General features: G+C 69.3%; 20 protein-coding genes. 18 read left to right on the top strand and 2 right to left on the bottom strand.

The genetic code is table 11. The annotated features are described in order from the left end of the window. Positions 1-18 precede the first annotated feature (18 nt). Complete coding sequence (locus ACIRPP_RS24635; RefSeq protein WP_055493703.1) at positions 19-519, bottom strand: SAM-dependent methyltransferase; 501 nt, start codon at positions 517-519, stop codon at positions 19-21. A gap of 72 nt (positions 520-591) precedes the next feature. Beyond that, positions 592-1980: a Tat pathway signal protein gene (locus ACIRPP_RS24630; RefSeq protein ID WP_403646847.1), complete on the bottom strand. Its 1389-nt coding sequence runs from the start codon at positions 1978-1980 to the stop codon at positions 592-594. A gap of 189 nt (positions 1981-2169) precedes the next feature. Between ACIRPP_RS24630 and ACIRPP_RS24625 the strand changes: the two genes are divergently transcribed. The 18 genes from ACIRPP_RS24625 to ACIRPP_RS24540 all read left to right on the top strand — a co-directional run bounded on the left by ACIRPP_RS24625 (position 2170) and on the right by ACIRPP_RS24540 (position 16803). Further along, positions 2170-2661, top strand: a complete 492-nt coding sequence (locus ACIRPP_RS24625; RefSeq protein ID WP_403646627.1) for a DUF6415 family natural product biosynthesis protein — start codon at positions 2170-2172, stop codon at positions 2659-2661. 232 nt (positions 2662-2893) lie between these two features. Continuing rightward, positions 2894-4789: a glycoside hydrolase family 15 protein gene (locus ACIRPP_RS24620; protein ID WP_403646624.1), complete on the top strand. Its 1896-nt coding sequence runs from the start codon at positions 2894-2896 to the stop codon at positions 4787-4789. Positions 4790-4815: 26 nt separating this feature from the next. After that, positions 4816-6330, top strand: a complete 1515-nt coding sequence (locus ACIRPP_RS24615; protein WP_403646621.1) for an ATP-binding protein — start codon at positions 4816-4818, stop codon at positions 6328-6330. A 69-nt stretch (positions 6331-6399) separates the two neighbouring features. Next, positions 6400-6915 carry a roadblock/LC7 domain-containing protein gene (locus ACIRPP_RS24610; protein WP_285557751.1) on the top strand — a complete coding sequence of 172 codons (516 nt, stop codon included), beginning with the start codon at positions 6400-6402 and terminating at the stop codon, positions 6913-6915. Next, a complete protein-coding gene (locus ACIRPP_RS24605) occupies positions 6912-7316 on the top strand; it encodes a DUF742 domain-containing protein (protein ID WP_006143017.1) in 405 nt (134 codons plus the stop codon). The genes ACIRPP_RS24610 and ACIRPP_RS24605 overlap by 4 nt, the downstream gene beginning before the upstream one ends. 52 nt (positions 7317-7368) lie before the next feature. Continuing rightward, the gene (locus ACIRPP_RS24600) at positions 7369-7956 is read left to right on the top strand and encodes an ATP/GTP-binding protein (RefSeq protein WP_073948172.1); all 588 of its coding nucleotides are present in this window, start codon (positions 7369-7371) and stop codon (positions 7954-7956) included. Continuing rightward, the gene (locus ACIRPP_RS24595; protein WP_285557742.1) at positions 7956-8597 is read left to right on the top strand and encodes a GAF domain-containing protein; all 642 of its coding nucleotides are present in this window, start codon (positions 7956-7958) and stop codon (positions 8595-8597) included. The genes ACIRPP_RS24600 and ACIRPP_RS24595 overlap by 1 nt, the downstream gene beginning before the upstream one ends. 87 nt (positions 8598-8684) lie before the next feature. After that, positions 8685-9938, top strand: coding sequence for an acyl-CoA dehydrogenase family protein (locus tag ACIRPP_RS24590; protein ID WP_189902702.1), 1254 nt, complete (start codon positions 8685-8687; stop codon positions 9936-9938). 128 nt (positions 9939-10066) lie between these two features. Beyond that, on the top strand, positions 10067-10558 hold the full coding sequence (locus tag ACIRPP_RS24585) for a LuxR C-terminal-related transcriptional regulator (protein ID WP_285557741.1): 492 nt from the start codon (positions 10067-10069) through the stop codon (positions 10556-10558). Between the two features lie 74 nt (positions 10559-10632). Further along, the gene (locus ACIRPP_RS24580) at positions 10633-11205 is read left to right on the top strand and encodes a hypothetical protein (RefSeq protein ID WP_403646614.1); all 573 of its coding nucleotides are present in this window, start codon (positions 10633-10635) and stop codon (positions 11203-11205) included. Continuing rightward, on the top strand, positions 11202-11777 hold the full coding sequence (locus tag ACIRPP_RS24575) for a DUF6624 domain-containing protein (protein ID WP_403646611.1): 576 nt from the start codon (positions 11202-11204) through the stop codon (positions 11775-11777). Before ACIRPP_RS24580 ends, ACIRPP_RS24575 begins: the two co-directional genes overlap by 4 nt. A 73-nt stretch (positions 11778-11850) precedes the next feature. Beyond that, a complete protein-coding gene (locus ACIRPP_RS24570; protein ID WP_381089453.1) occupies positions 11851-12318 on the top strand; it encodes a DUF6082 family protein in 468 nt (155 codons plus the stop codon). Between the two features lie 59 nt (positions 12319-12377). Continuing rightward, on the top strand, positions 12378-12788 hold the full coding sequence (locus tag ACIRPP_RS24565; protein ID WP_093593327.1) for a 6-carboxytetrahydropterin synthase: 411 nt from the start codon (positions 12378-12380) through the stop codon (positions 12786-12788). Continuing rightward, positions 12785-13528: a 7-carboxy-7-deazaguanine synthase QueE gene (locus ACIRPP_RS24560; protein WP_403646607.1), complete on the top strand. Its 744-nt coding sequence runs from the start codon at positions 12785-12787 to the stop codon at positions 13526-13528. Before ACIRPP_RS24565 ends, ACIRPP_RS24560 begins: the two co-directional genes overlap by 4 nt. A 56-nt stretch (positions 13529-13584) precedes the next feature. Next, positions 13585-14214 (top strand): GTP cyclohydrolase I, encoded by a 630-nt coding sequence (folE, locus tag ACIRPP_RS24555; RefSeq protein WP_403646604.1) that lies wholly within the window; start codon positions 13585-13587, stop codon positions 14212-14214. Next, the gene (locus ACIRPP_RS24550) at positions 14211-15026 is read left to right on the top strand and encodes a hypothetical protein (protein WP_403646601.1); all 816 of its coding nucleotides are present in this window, start codon (positions 14211-14213) and stop codon (positions 15024-15026) included. The genes folE and ACIRPP_RS24550 overlap by 4 nt, the downstream gene beginning before the upstream one ends. Positions 15027-15034: 8 nt before the next feature. Continuing rightward, on the top strand, positions 15035-16114 hold the full coding sequence (locus tag ACIRPP_RS24545) for a hypothetical protein (RefSeq protein ID WP_403646598.1): 1080 nt from the start codon (positions 15035-15037) through the stop codon (positions 16112-16114). After that, entirely contained in the window at positions 16111-16803 is a 693-nt protein-coding gene (locus tag ACIRPP_RS24540; RefSeq protein ID WP_006143029.1) for an AAA family ATPase, read from the top strand. Before ACIRPP_RS24545 ends, ACIRPP_RS24540 begins: the two co-directional genes overlap by 4 nt. The last annotated feature ends 23 nt before the right edge of the window (positions 16804-16826 follow it).

The raw sequence follows: 16826 nt of genomic DNA, 5'->3' as shown, positions 1-16826 counted from the left end.
GCAGCTCAGTCGCTTCTGTCACACAGGGCGCTCCGAGGGCCGTTCGCTTGCCTTCGCCCAGTAATTCGGTTCGAGCATCTCGCCGGGCCAGGCGGGCTGACGGATCGGGCCACGAGGCCCCATCTGTTCGAAGTACGGTGCCAAGTCGATCACGGGCGTTCCGTCTACAGCATCGAGATCGGTGACCAACAGGTCCCGTCCCTCGACCTCGAGCAGCCGCGGGTAGCTGATCGCCAGTTGATTGGGACGCCGATGGTTGCGGTGGACGAAGGTACCGGTCGACGGCCAGTCCGGATTCCCGCGGGGGCTGCGTGCGTGGAGCTGGACGTCTTCCGGTCGCGCCAGGTGGAAGAGCCAGGTCACCGTCAGGTGGGAAAACTCTTCGATTCCCTGCAGCGTCTCAAGGGGGTACGCCTCGTTGAGTCGGATGACCGACTCGACTCCGCCCTGGTAATCGTCCTGAACGCGGGTGTGGCCCCCGACCACCGTTGCGATCGATTCGACCTCGTACGTTGCCATCGGCGCTCGTTCCTCTCTAACGGGGTCGCGTGTTCAGCAGCTGCCGTCAATAGCTGCGGACGTGCCCTGTGGTCAGCCTATGGCGCGCAGCATTTCCCGCGCCCGGCGGTCCAGTTCGGCGACGTGGCGGCCACCACGTTGCCGCACAGGCGAGAGGTCGCTCTGCATGCGGACGATGACGTCGCGGGCGCGGCCGGACTGGACGCCAGCCATGGCGTCCAGCGCTTGTCCCCAGGTACCACATGCCTCATCGAGGCGTCCCTGCTGGACCTGGACAGCACCGAGGTAGCCGAGCGTCACACTGTGGGTACGGGCATACTGCTGCCGCCGGCGGGTGGCGACGCTGCGCTGGAAATGCAACTCCGCGTCGAGAGGATTTCCCAGGTCCCGCAAGGCACACGCAGTCTCGTGGGCGAGGGAGGCTTCCTGGAAGAAGCTGACGCGGTCGGGGGCATCCTCGTTATCGGCACGTGCGAGGTCCCTCTCCGCGCGACTGATGGCCGCGAGAGTGCCGCGGCGGTCGCCGCCGGCGGCCAGGGCGCGGGCATGGACTACCGCGAGCAGGGCCTTCTCCCGCGAGCTGGCCTGGCTGTAGTGGGTGCGGGACATGGAGGCGTCTGCCAGGTCGAGCGCTCTGCGTGGGTGCCCGAGGTCGACTGCTTGATGGGCGAGGGCACGCAGGATGTGGCCGCCCAGCGGTCCGTCTGCGGCTTCGGCCGCAATGCGTGCGGCGAGGGTGAGGTAGCGCTGGGCGGTCCGATGCTCGGAGGCGTCGAAGGCCATCCAGCCGGCGAGGTAGGTCATCTCTGCCACAGCCGAGTACGTATCCCGGCGGTGCTGTTCCGTTCGGAACCTGCTGCCCAGGAGCGGCACCGCTTCGTCGCGAAGATGGCCGGCCAGGGCCGAGCGCCCCGAGGCTCCACCGCGCTGCTGGTCCCTCGCGGAGTAGAAGGTGGTCAGTTTGCGGACATCGTCGATGTCAGCCTGAGTCACCAGCCGGGAGGAGACTGCAGGGCGCGAGGCCGCCGCGGCCGGGGCGGCTGCCCACCATGGAGCGGCAGGCAGGACGAGGCCGGCGGCCGAGTACGCGGTGGTAGCCAACAGCTTGCGTCGGTGCATGTCCAGATCGTCGCTTCCCAGCTCGGCCAGCACGGTCAGAGGGTCGACGCTCCAGTCAGAACTACTGTCAGTGGATCCTGTCGGCCCATCTTCCAGTCCGAGGTCAGCGAGGGTGAGGCGTCGGCCGAGCCTGCGGGACAGCGTCTCACGCAGGATATGAGGCGCTCGTCCACTGGGCTTCGTGCCCTGGACCCACATGGCGATGTGGGAGCGGGAAATGGCCTCCAGTTCGCGTACACCGCTCTCCGCGGCAACGCGAGCGACCGCGGCGGCTGCTTGGGGCTGGGACCAGCCCGCTTCGCGCAGGAGCGCGGCAAGGGCGACGTTTCTCTCACGGGCCATGTACTGCCCCTCGGTTCCGAAATGATCTTTGACGCCTTTGACGGCCTTGAGGGCCGCGTAGGCATACCCCCTGACAGGGATTCGCGGTTCGCTCAACGTAGCCGCAGGATCACTCACCTTGCACGTCAGTTGCCTGCGGTGCACAGCGTTCCTCGCTCAAGTTGGCTTGATTCACCTAGGAGTTGCGTCATGCGTCCCTCGCTGGCCCTTCGCCGGGCGTGCCAACTCAGTGATCAGGGAAGGAGAAGCCACGCCCTTGGTGAGCCCATCCTGCGACGGGACCCGGCGGCCTCGGCGACGGAAACGGTGGCGCTCGTGCTGGGCGAGGACTCGCCGTTACCCGATACTGCCGCCGATGTGGAGGACCTCGCACTGCGGCTGCGAGGACACGTCAGCCAGCTCGGAGCTCTGACGCCTTCGCAAGAGCCAGCCCTGCTCCGTGCGCTGCAGCTCTGTTCGGGCGGCCTCCCCGATGGCTACATGCCCAGCAGGGTTCATCTGGTCAGGCTGGCCGAGGCGACCCAAGACCTTATCGCTGCCGTGCAGGCCCACGACGTGGCCCCTGCGAAGTCGGTCCAGAGACGGCGCTGGTGGAAGCCGCCGATCAACGTGCTGCGCGGCGCGGTCTTCGCTCTCGCCCTCGCGTGCGTGGTTCTGGCCGCGTCGGTGCCCCGGACATGACCGCCGCCGGGGCAGTTCTGATCGCGCTGATTCTCGGTCCCATGGCGTGGCTGGCTCTTCGTGGTGAGCGAGTAACCGGCCGCATTGCTCCACGGGACGTGGATCCCCGGCCGAGGCAGAACAGACCTCCCCCGGACCGGTAACCACCGTGCCTCTCTCACCGACACTTCCCGGCCGCCCCGGCGGCCCCGAAGCCACCCCCGGGTCCACGGGGACTACGGAGACCCACACGATGAAACGCCTCCCGCGCATCGAGCAGTACGGCCTGATCGGCGACATGCAGACCAGTGCCCACGTCTGCGACGACGGTTCGATCGACTGGCTGTGCCTGCCCCGGTTCGACTCGTCGGCCGTCTTCGCCGGCCTGCTCGGCACGCACAAGCACGGCACCTGGCAGATCGCCCCGGCCGCGCCTGGCCCCTCCGGGCCCGAAGCGGTGGCCGAGCGCCGGTACCGCGGTGACACGCTCGTCCTCGAATCGATCTGGCGCACACCGGCCGGGTCGGTCCGCGTCCTGGACTTCATGCCGCCTCGCGACGGGGCACCGCAGGTGATCCGGATCGTCGAGGGTCTGGCCGGTGAGGTGGCAATGGTTTCGGCCATGCGTCCGCGGCCGGGATACGGCAGCGTCAGCCCGTGGATCCACGAGGCCGATGGGCGCATGGTCGCGGAGGCCGGCGCGGACGCACTGTGGCTCGACACCTGCGTCCCGCAGGCGGAGAAGGACGGGGTCGTCGTCAGTGCCTTTGCCATCCGCGCCGGGCAGAGCGTGGCGTTCGTGCTCAGCTGGTGCCCGTCCCACGCACCGGCTCCGGAGATCCCCGACCCGCACGCGGCGCTCACCGAGACGCTCGCCTTCTGGCAGGACTGGACGCAGCAGTGCACCTACGACGGCCCCTACCGTGAGGCCGTGGTCCGTTCCTTGATCGCACTGAAGGCACTGACCTACCACCCGAGCGGCGGGATCGTCGCCGCGCCGACCACCTCGCTGCCCGAGGAGATCGGCGGCCGACGCAATTGGGACTACCGCTTCACCTGGCTGCGCGACGCCGCTACGACCCTGGCCGCGTTACTGGAGACCGGCTACCGGCAGGAGGCGCAGGCATGGCGGCGCTGGCTTCTGCGTTCCGTGGCCGGCGACCCAGAGAACCTGCAGATCATGTACGCGATCACCGGAGAGCGTGATCTTCGGGAACGGGAGTTGCCCTGGCTGCCCGGGTATGAGGGCTCGACGCCGGTGCGGGTCGGGAACGGGGCGGCGGACCAGCTCCAGCTCGACGTGTACGGCGAGGTGATCGAGACCCTGTACCTCGCGCACGAGAGCGGTGTGGCCCACTGTGCCGACACCGCGGTCCTGCACCAGCGGCTCGTCGAGCACCTGGCACAGCGCTGGCGGGAGCCCGACGAGGGGATCTGGGAGATCCGCGGGGCACGCCAGCACTTCGTCCACTCCAAGGTGATGGCCTGGGTGGCGATCGACCGCACCATCCGCCTGGCCGAAGCCGGCGCGCTCGACATCGACCTGGCCCGCCTGACCGAGCTGCGGGCAACCATCCACCACGAGGTCTGCACCAGGGGCTTCGATCCGGTGCGCAACACCTTTACCCAGTCCTACGGTTCCAAGGAACTCGACGCCGCCACGCTGCTGATCCCCCGCGTTGGCTTCCTACCGCCGAACGACCCGCGCGTCATCGGCACCGTGGACGCAGTGCGCCGTGAACTCTCCACGTCTGACGGGCTTGTGCGCCGTTACCCGACCATCGGCGACCACACCGGGGTGGACGGCCTGAGCGGAGACGAGGGCACATTCGTCCTTTGCTCCTTCTGGCTCGTAGACGCCCTGGCCCTGACCGGCCGCCTCGACGAGGCCCACGCCCTGTTCGAACGCCTCCTCGCACTGCGCAACGACCTCGGCCTCCTGGCCGAGGAGTACGACCCCGTCCAGCAGCGCCAGCTCGGCAACTTCCCGCAGGCATTCAGCCACATGGGCCTGATCCAGAGCGCCCGGCTGCTTCAACTCCTGGCGACGCAGTCCTCCCACCGCGGCGCGGTCGCGTTTCCGTCACCCCGCTCGACCGCACGCAGCACACACAAGACCTGCGCAGACCTGACGCTGCAGCACGCCTAGCCACCCCCACCCTGACGAGGATTCCCATGCCTGACAGCGCCTTTTCGGCACGGCCGGCCGCCACCGGCCACCGCCGACGGCGACCTCCGATCAACGCGTTCACCCTGCACCGTGTCCACCGCGCCGTCGCACTGCCCCTAGTGCTCCTTGCCGCCCTGCTGGGTGCCGCCTTCACCCTCTGGTCCGTGTCCGCGGTGGGCCCCGGCTGGCTCCTGGCCGGCCTGATCTGCGGACTCGCGGGCGTCGCCACGATGGCGGCTCGCGGAGCGCGAACGGCCGCAGGAGCCATACAGGCAGCGGCGGAGGAGGCCCGGGCAACGGCACTGGCAGCAATCGCAGGGGCAGCCGCGGCCATCGAGAAGTCGGTGCAGTGGTCGGCGGACGAGCTGTGCCGCGGGGGACGCCCGCCGCTGCCGGACCTGCAGGCGCCACCTGCCCTCCCTGACGCCGAGATTGACAAGGCGTTGAGTGCTCTCCAAGTGCGGGCCGTCGCGTCGTTGATACGGGTGCACGACGAGTCCCAGTCCGTCGTCCTCCTGGAAGTGCTGCGTCGCCTGGCCATGCGCGAGCACGCGCTGGTCGGCAAGGCGCTCGAGGCACTGAGCCAGCTGGAGATGCTGACCGACGACCCGGAGCTGCTGGCCAAGATCTTCGAGATCGATCACCTCGTGACGCGGATGCGTCGCCAGGTCGAGAGCACGGCGGTGCTGGGCGGGCAGTCCCTGCGCAGCGTGCGTCGGCCCGTTCCCGTCAAGAGCGTGCTGCGCGGCGCGGTCTCCGAGGTCGTGCAGTATCCGCGGGTGGCGGTTGCGGCCGGGTCCGTGGGCGCGGAGGTGGGTCTTCCCGGCCATGTGGGTCCGGACCTGACGCACCTGCTGGCTGAGCTGATCGAGAACGCCTGTGAGTGTTCCGATCCGGCTACGAAGGTGATGGTGCGTGCGCAGCGGGTGGCGAACGGGCTGGCGGTCGAGGTCGAGGACCGGGCCATCCCCATGCATCCGCAGACGCGGGCGCAAATGAACCACCTGCTCCAGGCCCCCGACGAGGTCGACGTCAGCGGCCAGGTGCGAGCGGGGCAGCTCGGCTTGCTGGTCGCCGCGAAGATCGCCCAGTCGCACGGGCTGTCCGTTCTCCTGCAGGAGAACGTGACGGGAGGCACCACCGCCCTGGTGGTCATCCCGGCACGGCTCCTAGTAGCGATTCCCTCCGTCGACGATGCGAGCGCGCTGCCCCAGGACGCCCGCCCCTTGACGCCGCAACCGCAGCAGGTTGCCGCGACTCCAGCCACCCCGAGGCCGGGGCAGGTCCCACGCCCCGGTACCGCAGGGGCGCCGGAAGCCGCACAGGCAGGTCACTCTGCTGATGCGCCCGCCCTTCCCATGCGTAGACGCCAGGCCGGCACGTTCCATCCGCCACACGAGCGGGAGCAAGCCCCCGTGACCGCGGCGACGCCAGGGCTCGCTGCCGCCTTCCGCACCGGCATCCAGGCCGGCGGGCAAGCCGGTTCTCCCACCGCTTCGGCAGAGCACCCCAGTCCCTGAACCTCGTCCCTCCACGTTCCCGGTGGCCGTTACATCCGCTGGCCCTTCCCCCCTTCTGGAGCGATCCCTATGAGCACCCACCCCGCGATGAACAACGTGACCGGCGACGCACCCGCAACCGAGACAACGGCAAGCGGAAAGCGGGACAACATGGCGTGGCTGCTGCGGCAGTTCGCCTCCGACACGACGGGCGTCACGCACGCCGTCCTGCTCTCGCGGGACGGACTACGGCTGCTGGACAGCGACGTCGACAAGGACTGGGCGGACGAACTGTCGGCCGCCATCAGCGGAGTGGCCTCACTCGCGGCGAACATCACCGGTCCCACCCACAAGAAGAGGCCGGCGAGGCAGGTCGTCATCGAGCGAGACGACTGTCTGATCTTCGTCCAGAGCTCCGGTCGCAGCGCGGCCTTCGAGGGCCATCCCGGCAACGAACGGGGCGTGGTGGACACGGTCCTCGCGGTGATCGCGACCATGGACGCCGATGCCGGCACCGTCGGGTTCGAGATGGGGCGCCTGGTGCAGAAGTTCGCCCCCTACATGCAGATCCCCGTCCGCGTCGGCACGGGTGATGAGGTCCGGTGACCGCACACGGCAGCGCGGCCGAGGATTCGACGTTCGTGCGGACTTACACCCTGACGCGCGGTCGCACCCGGCCACGGCATCTGCTCGGCCTGGACACGGTGCTGGATGCCGGACCCGGGCGGCCCGGCCCGGGCCAGGCCGAGGAATGCGCAGAGATCCTCGCCCTGTGCCGGGAGCACCGGCGTTCGGTGACCGAGCTGGCGGGCCGACTCGGCCGTCCCGTAACCGCCGTCAAGATCCTCATCTCCGACCTCCTGGACGCCGACGCCCTGGTCGTCCCTGTCACCGCCTATGCCGCGTCCGACGCGCATGCACGTCCCTCTGCACAACTGCTGGCGGCCCTGTCTGCCGGCCTGAAGAGGAAGTGGCCCGATGCCATCGCCTACCCCCAGGCCGGGTGACCCGGCCGTGGTGCTGCGGCCGTCGTCGCGCCCGCGTACCGGTGCACCGACCGTGCTGAAGGTCGTGATCGCTGGCGGTTTCGGCGCGGGCAAGACCACCGCCGTGGGTGCCGTCAGTGAGATCACGCCGCTGAGCACGGAGGAGTACCTGACCGAGGCGAGCGCGGACGTGGACAGCCTGGCGGGCGTCGAGGCCAAGCAGACCACCACGGTCGCCTTCGACTTCGGTCGCCTCAACCTGCCCGACGCACCCGTGCCCCTGGAATTGTTCCTGTTCGGCACGCCCGGCCAGGACCGGTTCGTCGACCTCTGGTACGACCTCTGTCGCGGAGCCGTCGGCGCGGTCGTCCTGGTCGACACCCGCCGCCTGGAAAGCAGCTTCACCCCCGTCGGTTTCTTCGAGGACATCGGCCTGCCCTTCGTCGTCGCGGTGAACCAGTTCGACGGAGCACATCGTTACCACCCCGATGAGGTCCGCACCGCCCTCGAACTGCCCGCCTCTGTGCCGGTGGTCACCTGCGACGCCCGCGATCCGAACCACGTCGCTGGCGTCCTGCTGACCCTCGTTGGCCACGCCTTGAAGAGCGCATCGGCAAGCCCCGCTCGCCCCGCATCCACTACCACCTTTCAGGACGCCTGATGTCGTATCAGCCCAACGACCCCTACCGCGCGCGGCAGACCGCCCCCCTCACGCAGTCGCTGCCGCGACGTACCATGCGGGACGTCACCCATGGGCCATCCCTCCCCGCCGGCGCCGCCGTCCCCGTCCCGCAGGCCCAGCAGGCGACCGAGCTGGCGCAGCGGTACGAGCTGCTGGATCGCCTAGGCGTGCCCACCGCTGCCAGCGAGGACTTCGACGAACTGGCCCGCGACATGGCCACACAAGCCGGGTTCCTGTACGGCTTCGTCAACCTCTTCCTGGAGGAGCAGACCTTCGTCGGGCTGCACCAGCCGCCCGCGGACAGCGGATACGTCATCGTCGGCCGCACCATGAGCCGCGACCACGGCTGGTGCCCGGAGGTCATGGCCCGCAAGAAGGCCCTTCCGCTGCACGACGTGCACGCCAGCCCGCGCTTCAGCGGCAACCCCGTGGTCGACGCGGTCGGGATCCGCTCCTACTTCGGTGCCCCGCTCATCCACGACAGCGGCACCGTGCTGGGCACGGTGTGCGTCATCGACCCCGAGAAGCGGCCCCTGAGCGAGGCCCGACGGCTGAGAGACATCGTCATCAACGCCGGCGTCCGGGTGATGGACCACATCGCCCGCGCGCCCGTCCGCTAGTCCGTTGCACGACCCCCCACCCGGGAGCCGCAGGCGATCCCCGGCCGCTCCACCGTGCGACCTTCATCCAGGGAGAGGGAGAGGACCATGCCCGCCACACCCACCACGCCGCCGCCGGCGCTGCGCCCCTATCTCAACGCCCGCCACGAACTGCTGTGGGACGAGGCGGACGCCTTCGCGGCCGAGCACATCGCGCCGCGCGCCGCACGCATGGAGGCCGCCCCCGGCAGGGTGGAGCGCAAGGTCGCCGACCTGATGGCCGCACGACGCTGGTTCGCCGTCAGCGTCCCGTCCTCCTTCGGCGGGCTGGACGCCGGACACGTGGCCAAGACAATCCTCGTCCACCGCATTGCCCGCGTCTCGGCGGCTGCGGCGGCCATCCTCCAGGCCACGCTGATCCCCGTCGGCGCCCTGCTGCACTTCGCCACCTACGAGCAGAAGGGCCGCTGGCTGCCCCGCGTAGCGGACGGTTCACTGCTCTTGTCGATCGCCGTGACCGAACCGCGAGCCGGCGGACACATCGGCGGCATCGAGACCATCGCCGAGCACGTCGGCAACGAATGGGTGATCACCGGCAGCAAGATCCACATCGGGAATAGCCACCTCGCGGGAGCCCACCTCGTGGTCGCCCGGACCGCCAAGGCAGGCGTGAGCACCTCCCAGGCGCTGACCGCGTTCATGGTCGAATCCAAGCGCCGAGGGCTCTCAGTCGCCGACCACCGTCCCGGCCTCGGCCTGCACGGCTTCTCCGCCGGCCGCCTCGACCTCGATCATGTCCGCGTCCCCGAGGAAAACGTGGTCGGAGAGATCGGCCAGGGGCTGGGCGTAGCGCAGAGCAGCAGCATCCTGTACGGCCGTCCCAACCTGGCCGCAGTCAGCCTGGGAATACACGAGGCAGTCGTGGCCACCTCGACCGCTTACCTCAAGACGCGCTCCCGCTACCGGGGCGCCCTCTCCGATCTGCCGGTTCTGCGGGACCGCATCGGTGACATGGAGGCCCGCCTGCGCGCCGGGCGAATCCTGGCCTATCAGTCCGTGCACCTCCTCGACCAGGGCCTGCCCTGCGACGCCGACCTGATCAACGCCAAGTACCTCGGCCACCAGTGGGCGATGCAGTCAACCCAGGACGCCATGGAGCTGCACGGCGCCCATGCCCTCAACGGCGACTACATCCTCCAGCGCCTGTGGCGCGACATCCAGTTCACCTACCCACCGGCCGGAACCGGCGAAGTCCAGCGCATACGCCTCGCCGACGCCGCCTTCGACGAGGCCCACATCCAGTGGTCAGAACGTCTCGCCGCCGAAGCGGCGTGGGCCCGCCCCGACCCGACAGCCGCATGAGCCCCCGTGTGCGGCGCCCCGTGAATCCAGACCGCCGCGCACGGGCCCGTGTCGCCGGCCCCCGTCCCCCGCGGGGTCCGGCGACACCCCACCCGATATCCCTCAACCCAGCCGCGAAAGAGACACCCGTGACCCTGCGCATGATGACCAGCGCACCGATCACCCCCCTGACCCCGACCCAGCAGCGCGTCGCCCAGCACCTCGTGGACGGCCTCGGCCCTCAAGAGATCGCCGCGAGGACCGGGCTGTCGGCCGTGACCGTCCGCCAGTACGTACGCGACATCCGGGAGAGCCTCCACTGCCCGCCCCGCTGCAAGCCCCCGGTGATCGTGCACTTCCTGTGCAACGCCCGGCAGGTCGCTCCGCCCACAACGGACAGGCCAATGCCGGAACTCAGTCCAGAGCAGCAACTGTTGCTGCGGGCGGTCGCTGAGCACAGCAATCCCAGCGACATTGCTGCCATAGCCAAGATCGCGCCCGCCGACGTGCGAGCCGCACATGACGAACTGCTCGACAAGACCGGGGCGGCCAACACCACCCAACTTGTCGCCTGGGCCCACGCGTGGGGCCTGCTGGGCGCCAGGGGGGCCACCACGATGGAGAGCGGAGCGAGCCAGTGAATGCCTCACCCGCTTCTGCGGCCATCGAGTCCTCCCCCGCGCCTCGAAGCCAGTGCGCGAAAGGGTTACCGGCCGTGTACGAGATGCGGTCGTTGCGCACCGACGCCGAACGGGACGAGGCCGCGGCCCTCGTCCAGGACCGTCAGCGCTGGCTCGCCATACGCGGGGTGCCTACACCCGCCCGGTCCGATATCCCGGCCCTGTTCCGCGCCCCGCAGGTGAAACCGGCTGGACTGTTCGAGGACGGGCTGCTGCTGGCCTGCATGATCCCGCAACGCGGGCCCGACCTCGGATGGGGCGAAGGCCCGTGCCTCTTCCTGGACTGCGTTCACACCCTGCCCGGTCACTCCGATGACACCGTCCGGCTGATCACTCTGTGGGCCTCCGACTTCGCCGCCCGGCTCGAGGTACCGCTTGTGCGGGCCGAGGCCATGGCCCGCCATCCTCTCGACGTTGATCCGATCGCCACATTCCTTCGTCGGCTCACCGACATGGGCTGGGACGTCCGTGGATCGGGCACCGGACAGCACCATGAGCGAGTCGCGCGCCTCGAACTCACCGCTGAGCTTCGGCCTGGGCTGAGCGCGCTCATCGGCTGCCAGGTCCACGAGCCGCAGTCCGCCGCCGACCAGCGGAGTATCGCGTGAGGACCGCGGAACCGCTGCGGCCGGACCTCGCCCGCGAACTCATCGCCCGCGCCGCACAGTCGGCAGCACGCCGGGCCAGACGCGTACGCAACCAGCTCGACGCCGTCCACCTCGGCCAGGACCGTCACGCTGAGCACGCCGACACCAAAGTGCTGCGCCGCATCCTGGCCGAACATGACTGGCCCGGCCACCGTCTCGTGGGCCCCGACGCAGCACGTGCCGCCTGGAGCATCGCTCTTCACGCCGACGACGAACCCGACTTCCAGCGGGCGGCCACCACCCTTTTGAAACGTGCGGTCCAGGTCGGCGATGCGCGCATCCAGCACTGGGCCCACCTTCACGACCGCGCCCTGGTCAACAGCGGGCGCCCCCAAGAGTTCGGGACGCAACTCGTCGTCAGCGCAGCAGGGGTGGAGCTGTGCCCACTGCGTGCGCCGCAGTTGCTGGACCAGCGAAGGGCCGCCGTCGGACTGCCGCCGATCGCCGTCGCTTTGGACACTGTGCGCCGCCGGTACGCCCTGGATCGCATTGTCGGCGGCTCACCGGCCGTCGTGCTAGCGGGGGTCGCATGACGCAGCGAGCCCCGCAGGCTTCCACAGACCCGCCCTCGCCCCAGATCACTTTGCGTGAAAGGACCGTTAAAGCATGAAGCTCACCACCGCCGTCCTCGCTGCCGGCGCCGCGGTTTCCCTCGCCACCGTCGTGGTCGGAGCCGCCCGGCTGAGGCAGGACGCGCGGCACCAGGCCGAACGAAATGAGGCGACCGTCGCGCGCAACCAACTCGACTGGCTGACGCAGATGTCCGCCAACCCTGACCTCGCCAAGCTCTGGACGCCCGAGGACCTGGACGTCGAGGAGTACATGCAGCTGCTGAAGGCCAACCAGCTCATCTGCATGCTCAGCCTGCGCGACCGCCTCGGCTTCGTCCGGGAGGGGCGTCTGCCGTTCTACGCCTCGAAGCTGATGGAGAGGGACGTCTGCCGGCGGTACTGGGCCCGTTTCGGGGGCCTCCGCGCTCAGGAGGCCGAGGGCGACGAGCGCGCCGAGCACTTCACCAAGGTGCTGGACAAGGCCGCGAAGAACCACCTGGGGGCACAGACCGTAGCCGCCTGAAGAGGCGGCTGCCCCACCCCGCCCGAATCAGCCACACCCTCACCTCTCGGAGAAATCGAATGGGCTTCACTGCTGTTCCACTACCGCCCGGCAACTTCACCATCGGTAAGAAGTTCGCCTTCGAGGCTGGCCATCGGCTTCCCCGGCTGCCGCATGAGCACAAGTGCTCCCGCCAGCACGGGCACAGCTACGAGGTTGAGGTCATCCTCACTGCATCCGCGCTGGAGGATCCCGGCTTTGTCACGGACTTCGGTGCGCTCGCCCCGTTCAAGTCGTTCCTGGACACCGAGCTCGACCACCACAACCTGCACGAGATCCTGCCCTTCGAGCCCACCTCGGAGCGCCTGGCGCAGTTCCTGGCTGGCTGGTTCGTTCAAAACCTCCAGTCGGAGATCCCCGGCCGCCTTGTCGCCGTCCTGGTCCGCGAGACCGCAAGCAGCTGGGCCCGCTTCGATGTGGTGGGCCAATGACAACAACCAAGCCGCTCAACCTCGAACCGGAAGCTGCCGAAGGCGAATCCCTGATCGTCGCGGAGTGCTTCGGTACCGAGGTGCCGACGTTTCAGGGCGAGGGCCCAAGCTGCGGACACCCGGCCCTGTTCATCCGCCTGTCCCGGTGCAACCTCACTTGCACGAGATGCGACACGAAGTACACCTGGGACTGGTCTCGTTTCGACCCGCACGAGGAGTCGACGAGGCAATCCGTCGCGGGCCTGGTGGCCTGGGCCACGTCTTCACCGGTCGAGCTGGTCGTGATCACCGGCGGCGAGCCGTTGATCCAGCAGGCACGACTGGTGCCTCTCGTCCGGGGACTGATAGCAGCCGGCAAGCGGATCGAGTTCGAGACGAACGGCACCATCGCGCCCACTCCCGAGCTGGTGGCCGACGGGGTCCGGTTCAACGTCTCGCCCAAGCTTGCCAGCTTCGGCGTGAAGGAGACCAAGAGCATCGTGCCAGCCGCGCTGGAGGCGTTTGTGGCCTCCGGGCGGGCGGCGTTCAAGTTCGTCGCTTCCACGGTGGAAGACCTCGACCGGATCGCCGAGCTGGCCGACGCCCACCGGCTCGCGCCGGTGTGGGTGATGCCGGAGGGCACCACCCCCGAGGTGATCACCGCGACTACCCGGGTCCTCGCGGACGGGGTCGCGGCCCGGCACTGGCACTTCACCACCCGCCTTCACGTGTTGGCCTTCGCGGACGCCAGAGGCCGCTGACCGCACGCGACTCCACGCCCCATCCGTTCCCCAGTCCCCGGAAACGAGAGACGCCCATGACGACCTCTATCGCCAGCCCTGCGGCGGCGGCGACGGCTGCCGTCGCCGGGCCCGCTACGGTCATCGACACCGGCCGGGTCGCCGGCCTGATCCACCAGCTCTTGGTCGAGCTGGGCGAGAACCCCGCCCGCGAGGGGCTGACCGGCACCCCGGACCGCGTCGCGGCCTGGTGGAGAGCCTTCCTGTCCCCGGACGGCGCCGAAACGGCCACCTGCTTCACCGAGTCCCAGCTGGGTGGTCAGCTGGTCATCGTGGGCGGCATGAGCGTGTGGTCGCTCTGCGAGCACCACATGCTGCCCATGAACTTGCAGGTCACTGCTGGATACGTGCCGGATGGCGAGGTGGTGGGCCTGTCGAAGTTCGGGCGGATCGCCCAGCACTTCGCCGGCCGACTGCAGGTCCAGGAACGCTTCACCCGCCAGGTCGCCGAATACCTCAACGGCGTGATCGGACACGAGGACATCGCCGTCGCCGTGCGCGGCGTGCACCTGTGCATGAGCATGCGGGGCGTACGGATGGAGGAGGCTCGCACCACCACGGTGCACTCGGGCGGGCGCTTCGGCACCGACCCCGTCCTTTCCCAGCAGTTCCTCACCCTCACCACCGGCCTGTGGGGGGCGTCGTGATCACCACGGCGGGCATCGACTTCTCCGTCATCGCTCCGCCTGCCTACCTGAAGAACTTCGTCGCCCAGGAGCCGGCCCGCGTCCACCACGTGGCCGCCCAGCACGTGCTGTCCGACGAGAGCTACCGGGCCTTCTTCGCTCGCGAGGCCGAGCGCGGCGCCGAGATCATCGTCGACAACGGGCTCTTCGACCTCGGCTACAACCTGCCGGCGGAAAGCCTCGTCGAAGCCGCGCTGGCGGTGTCCGCCAGGGAGATCATCCTGCCGGACGTCATGCGGGACGGGGCCGCGACCTTGAAGGCGAGCGAGAAGGCCGCGCGAGAGATCCGGAAGCTGTCCGGCGACGCATTCCGGCTGTGCGCGGTCCTGCACGCCGCGGACGACGACGAGTGGCTGCGCACCTACGACGCCTTCGTGACCAGCGGCTGGGCCGGGGCCATCGCCCTGCCGGCCTCGCGTCGACCGGATCCCGGCGAGCAACTGTGCCGCACCCGCTGGTTGGCGACCGCCTACCTGCAGGATCGCGGCTTGGTCGACGATCTGCTCATCTACCGGCTGCTCGGTCTGGGCCGGACCGGGCACCTGGAGCTGATCGAGCAGCGCGAGCACGAGTGGATCTCCTCCGTGGACGGCGCAGCCCCGGTCATCCTCGGCGCGATGGGCGTCGCCCTGCTGCCCGAAGGGCCGTACGAGAAGCCCTCCACGCCCCGCATCGAGAAGCTCGGCCCGATCCCCGAAGACCGGTTCGACCTCATCCGGAAGAACATCTCCGTCGTTCGCGCGGCGGCCGGCAGCACCGTGACGATCGCCTAGGAGCACCGATGACGCCCTTACTCGCCGACCGGACCCCCGGACTCCTACGCGCCGCCCCGATCGAGCCAGCCGGGCACACCATGACCCACGCGAGGCTGCTGCGCTACCTGGAGATCAAGGTCCACCACCTCATCCAGGACCAGGACTGGGACAGCATCCGCGTCATCGGCGGCTACGACCGCAAGGCGGTGGTCTCCCGGTACGAGAAGACAGGGAAACTGTTCAACATCGAACGGCCCACCGCAGAGATCCACGGCCGTGACCTCGTCGTCAAGGCGTTCCCCGGAGCCGACTACGTCCAGCACTACGCCCTGATAATCGCCACGTACCTGGCCATGACCGGCCGCCCCGCCGATACCGTCACCTATCAGCCGCCCGAGCAGGAGGAGTGCCGAGCGGCGCTCGACGCGCTCGACCTGGAACTGGACGGCGATCTGGTGATCGTCGGCTGGGGCCTTCAGTACCTTGCTCCCGAGAATGGAGTGTGGACCCGCGGACCCGGCTACGCGTGGCAGCGCCTCGACGTCGCCGACCGTCGCGTGGTCTACCTCGGGTTCCTCCACAGCATCTGGGGAGACGTGGCCGGACGGGTCGTCGCGCGCCTTGCTGAACTCGGCGCAGGCGATGTCGTCTACGTCGGCAAGGTCGGCTCGCTGACCCCCGGCGTCGAACCGAACGCCTGGCTGGCGACCGGCAACACCAGCCTGGTACGCGGGGCGCTGGTGAGCTGGGACGACTTCTTCGGCGACTACGCCGCCGCCCACGATGGGGTGCGCAGCGGCCTGCACGTGTCCTCCCCGTCGATCCTGCTGGAGAACCGCGACTGGCTGGCCCAGCACACCTCCTCGTACGCCTTCGTCGACCCGGAGATCGGCCCCATGGGGGCGGCGGCGCGCCAGGCGGGGATCAGATTCGGTTACCTCCACGTCATTTCCAACAACCTCGCCACCCACTATCCCGCCGACCTGTCCAATGAGCGGCACGGCGACGTCCTGCGCCAGCGGGCCGTCCTGGTGGACCGCATCCGCACCATCATCACCGGCCGCCTGACCGCCAGCCCGACCCACCTCCTGGGAGAATCCCGATGACGGCGAACGCGCCGACCACCACCGCAGCCGGGAAGCTGATCACCTTCGTCGGTGGTGACGGGGCCGGCAAGTCCACCCTCGCCGCCCGCCTGCACCAGGCCCTCAACGACGCCGGCCACACGGCAGTCCTCATCGGCAAGCACAGCACCGACGTCCGCCGGGACCCGGAGCTGTCCGCCTACCTCGACCGCCTCAACGAGCTGGTCTACCGTCGCGACGCCGGCGTCGCCCAGGCATGCGGCGACCACTACTGGCTGCTCGCCCTGGCCTCCTGGTACACCCTGCAGGACCGGCTCGTCATCCAGCCGGCCCTCGCCGCGGGAACCCACGTGATCCTCGACAACGCGCACCACAAGATCCTCGCCCGGTACGCGGTCAACCCCGAGGTCTCCCCCCGCCTGTGCGAGCAGGTCTTCGCGCATCTCACAAAGCCGGACCTGGTGTTCTTCCTGAACATCGGTGCCCGCGAGGCTCTCGTCCGCAAAGGCTCGTTCACTTCCTTGGAGGCCGGCCACGCCGGCGGCGGTGACGAGGACTTCATCCGTTACCAGGACACCGTCCTGGACCAGATGCGCGAACAGGCGGAGCGCGGCGCCTGGCTGACGCTGGACGTCGCCCAGTTGGACCGCGACCAGGTCTTCAAGGCCGCCGCCGCTGCCCTGGCCGACCGTCTGCGCCTGACCGTCTAAACCGGCCCTCCCTCCCCGATCGA

The organism is Streptomyces sp. NPDC101219, assembly GCF_044767675.1.
Taxonomy (GTDB): domain Bacteria; phylum Actinomycetota; class Actinomycetes; order Streptomycetales; family Streptomycetaceae; genus Streptomyces.
The sequence above is the reverse complement of the archived record's forward strand: the minus strand, read 5'-3'. Positions and strand labels throughout refer to the sequence as shown.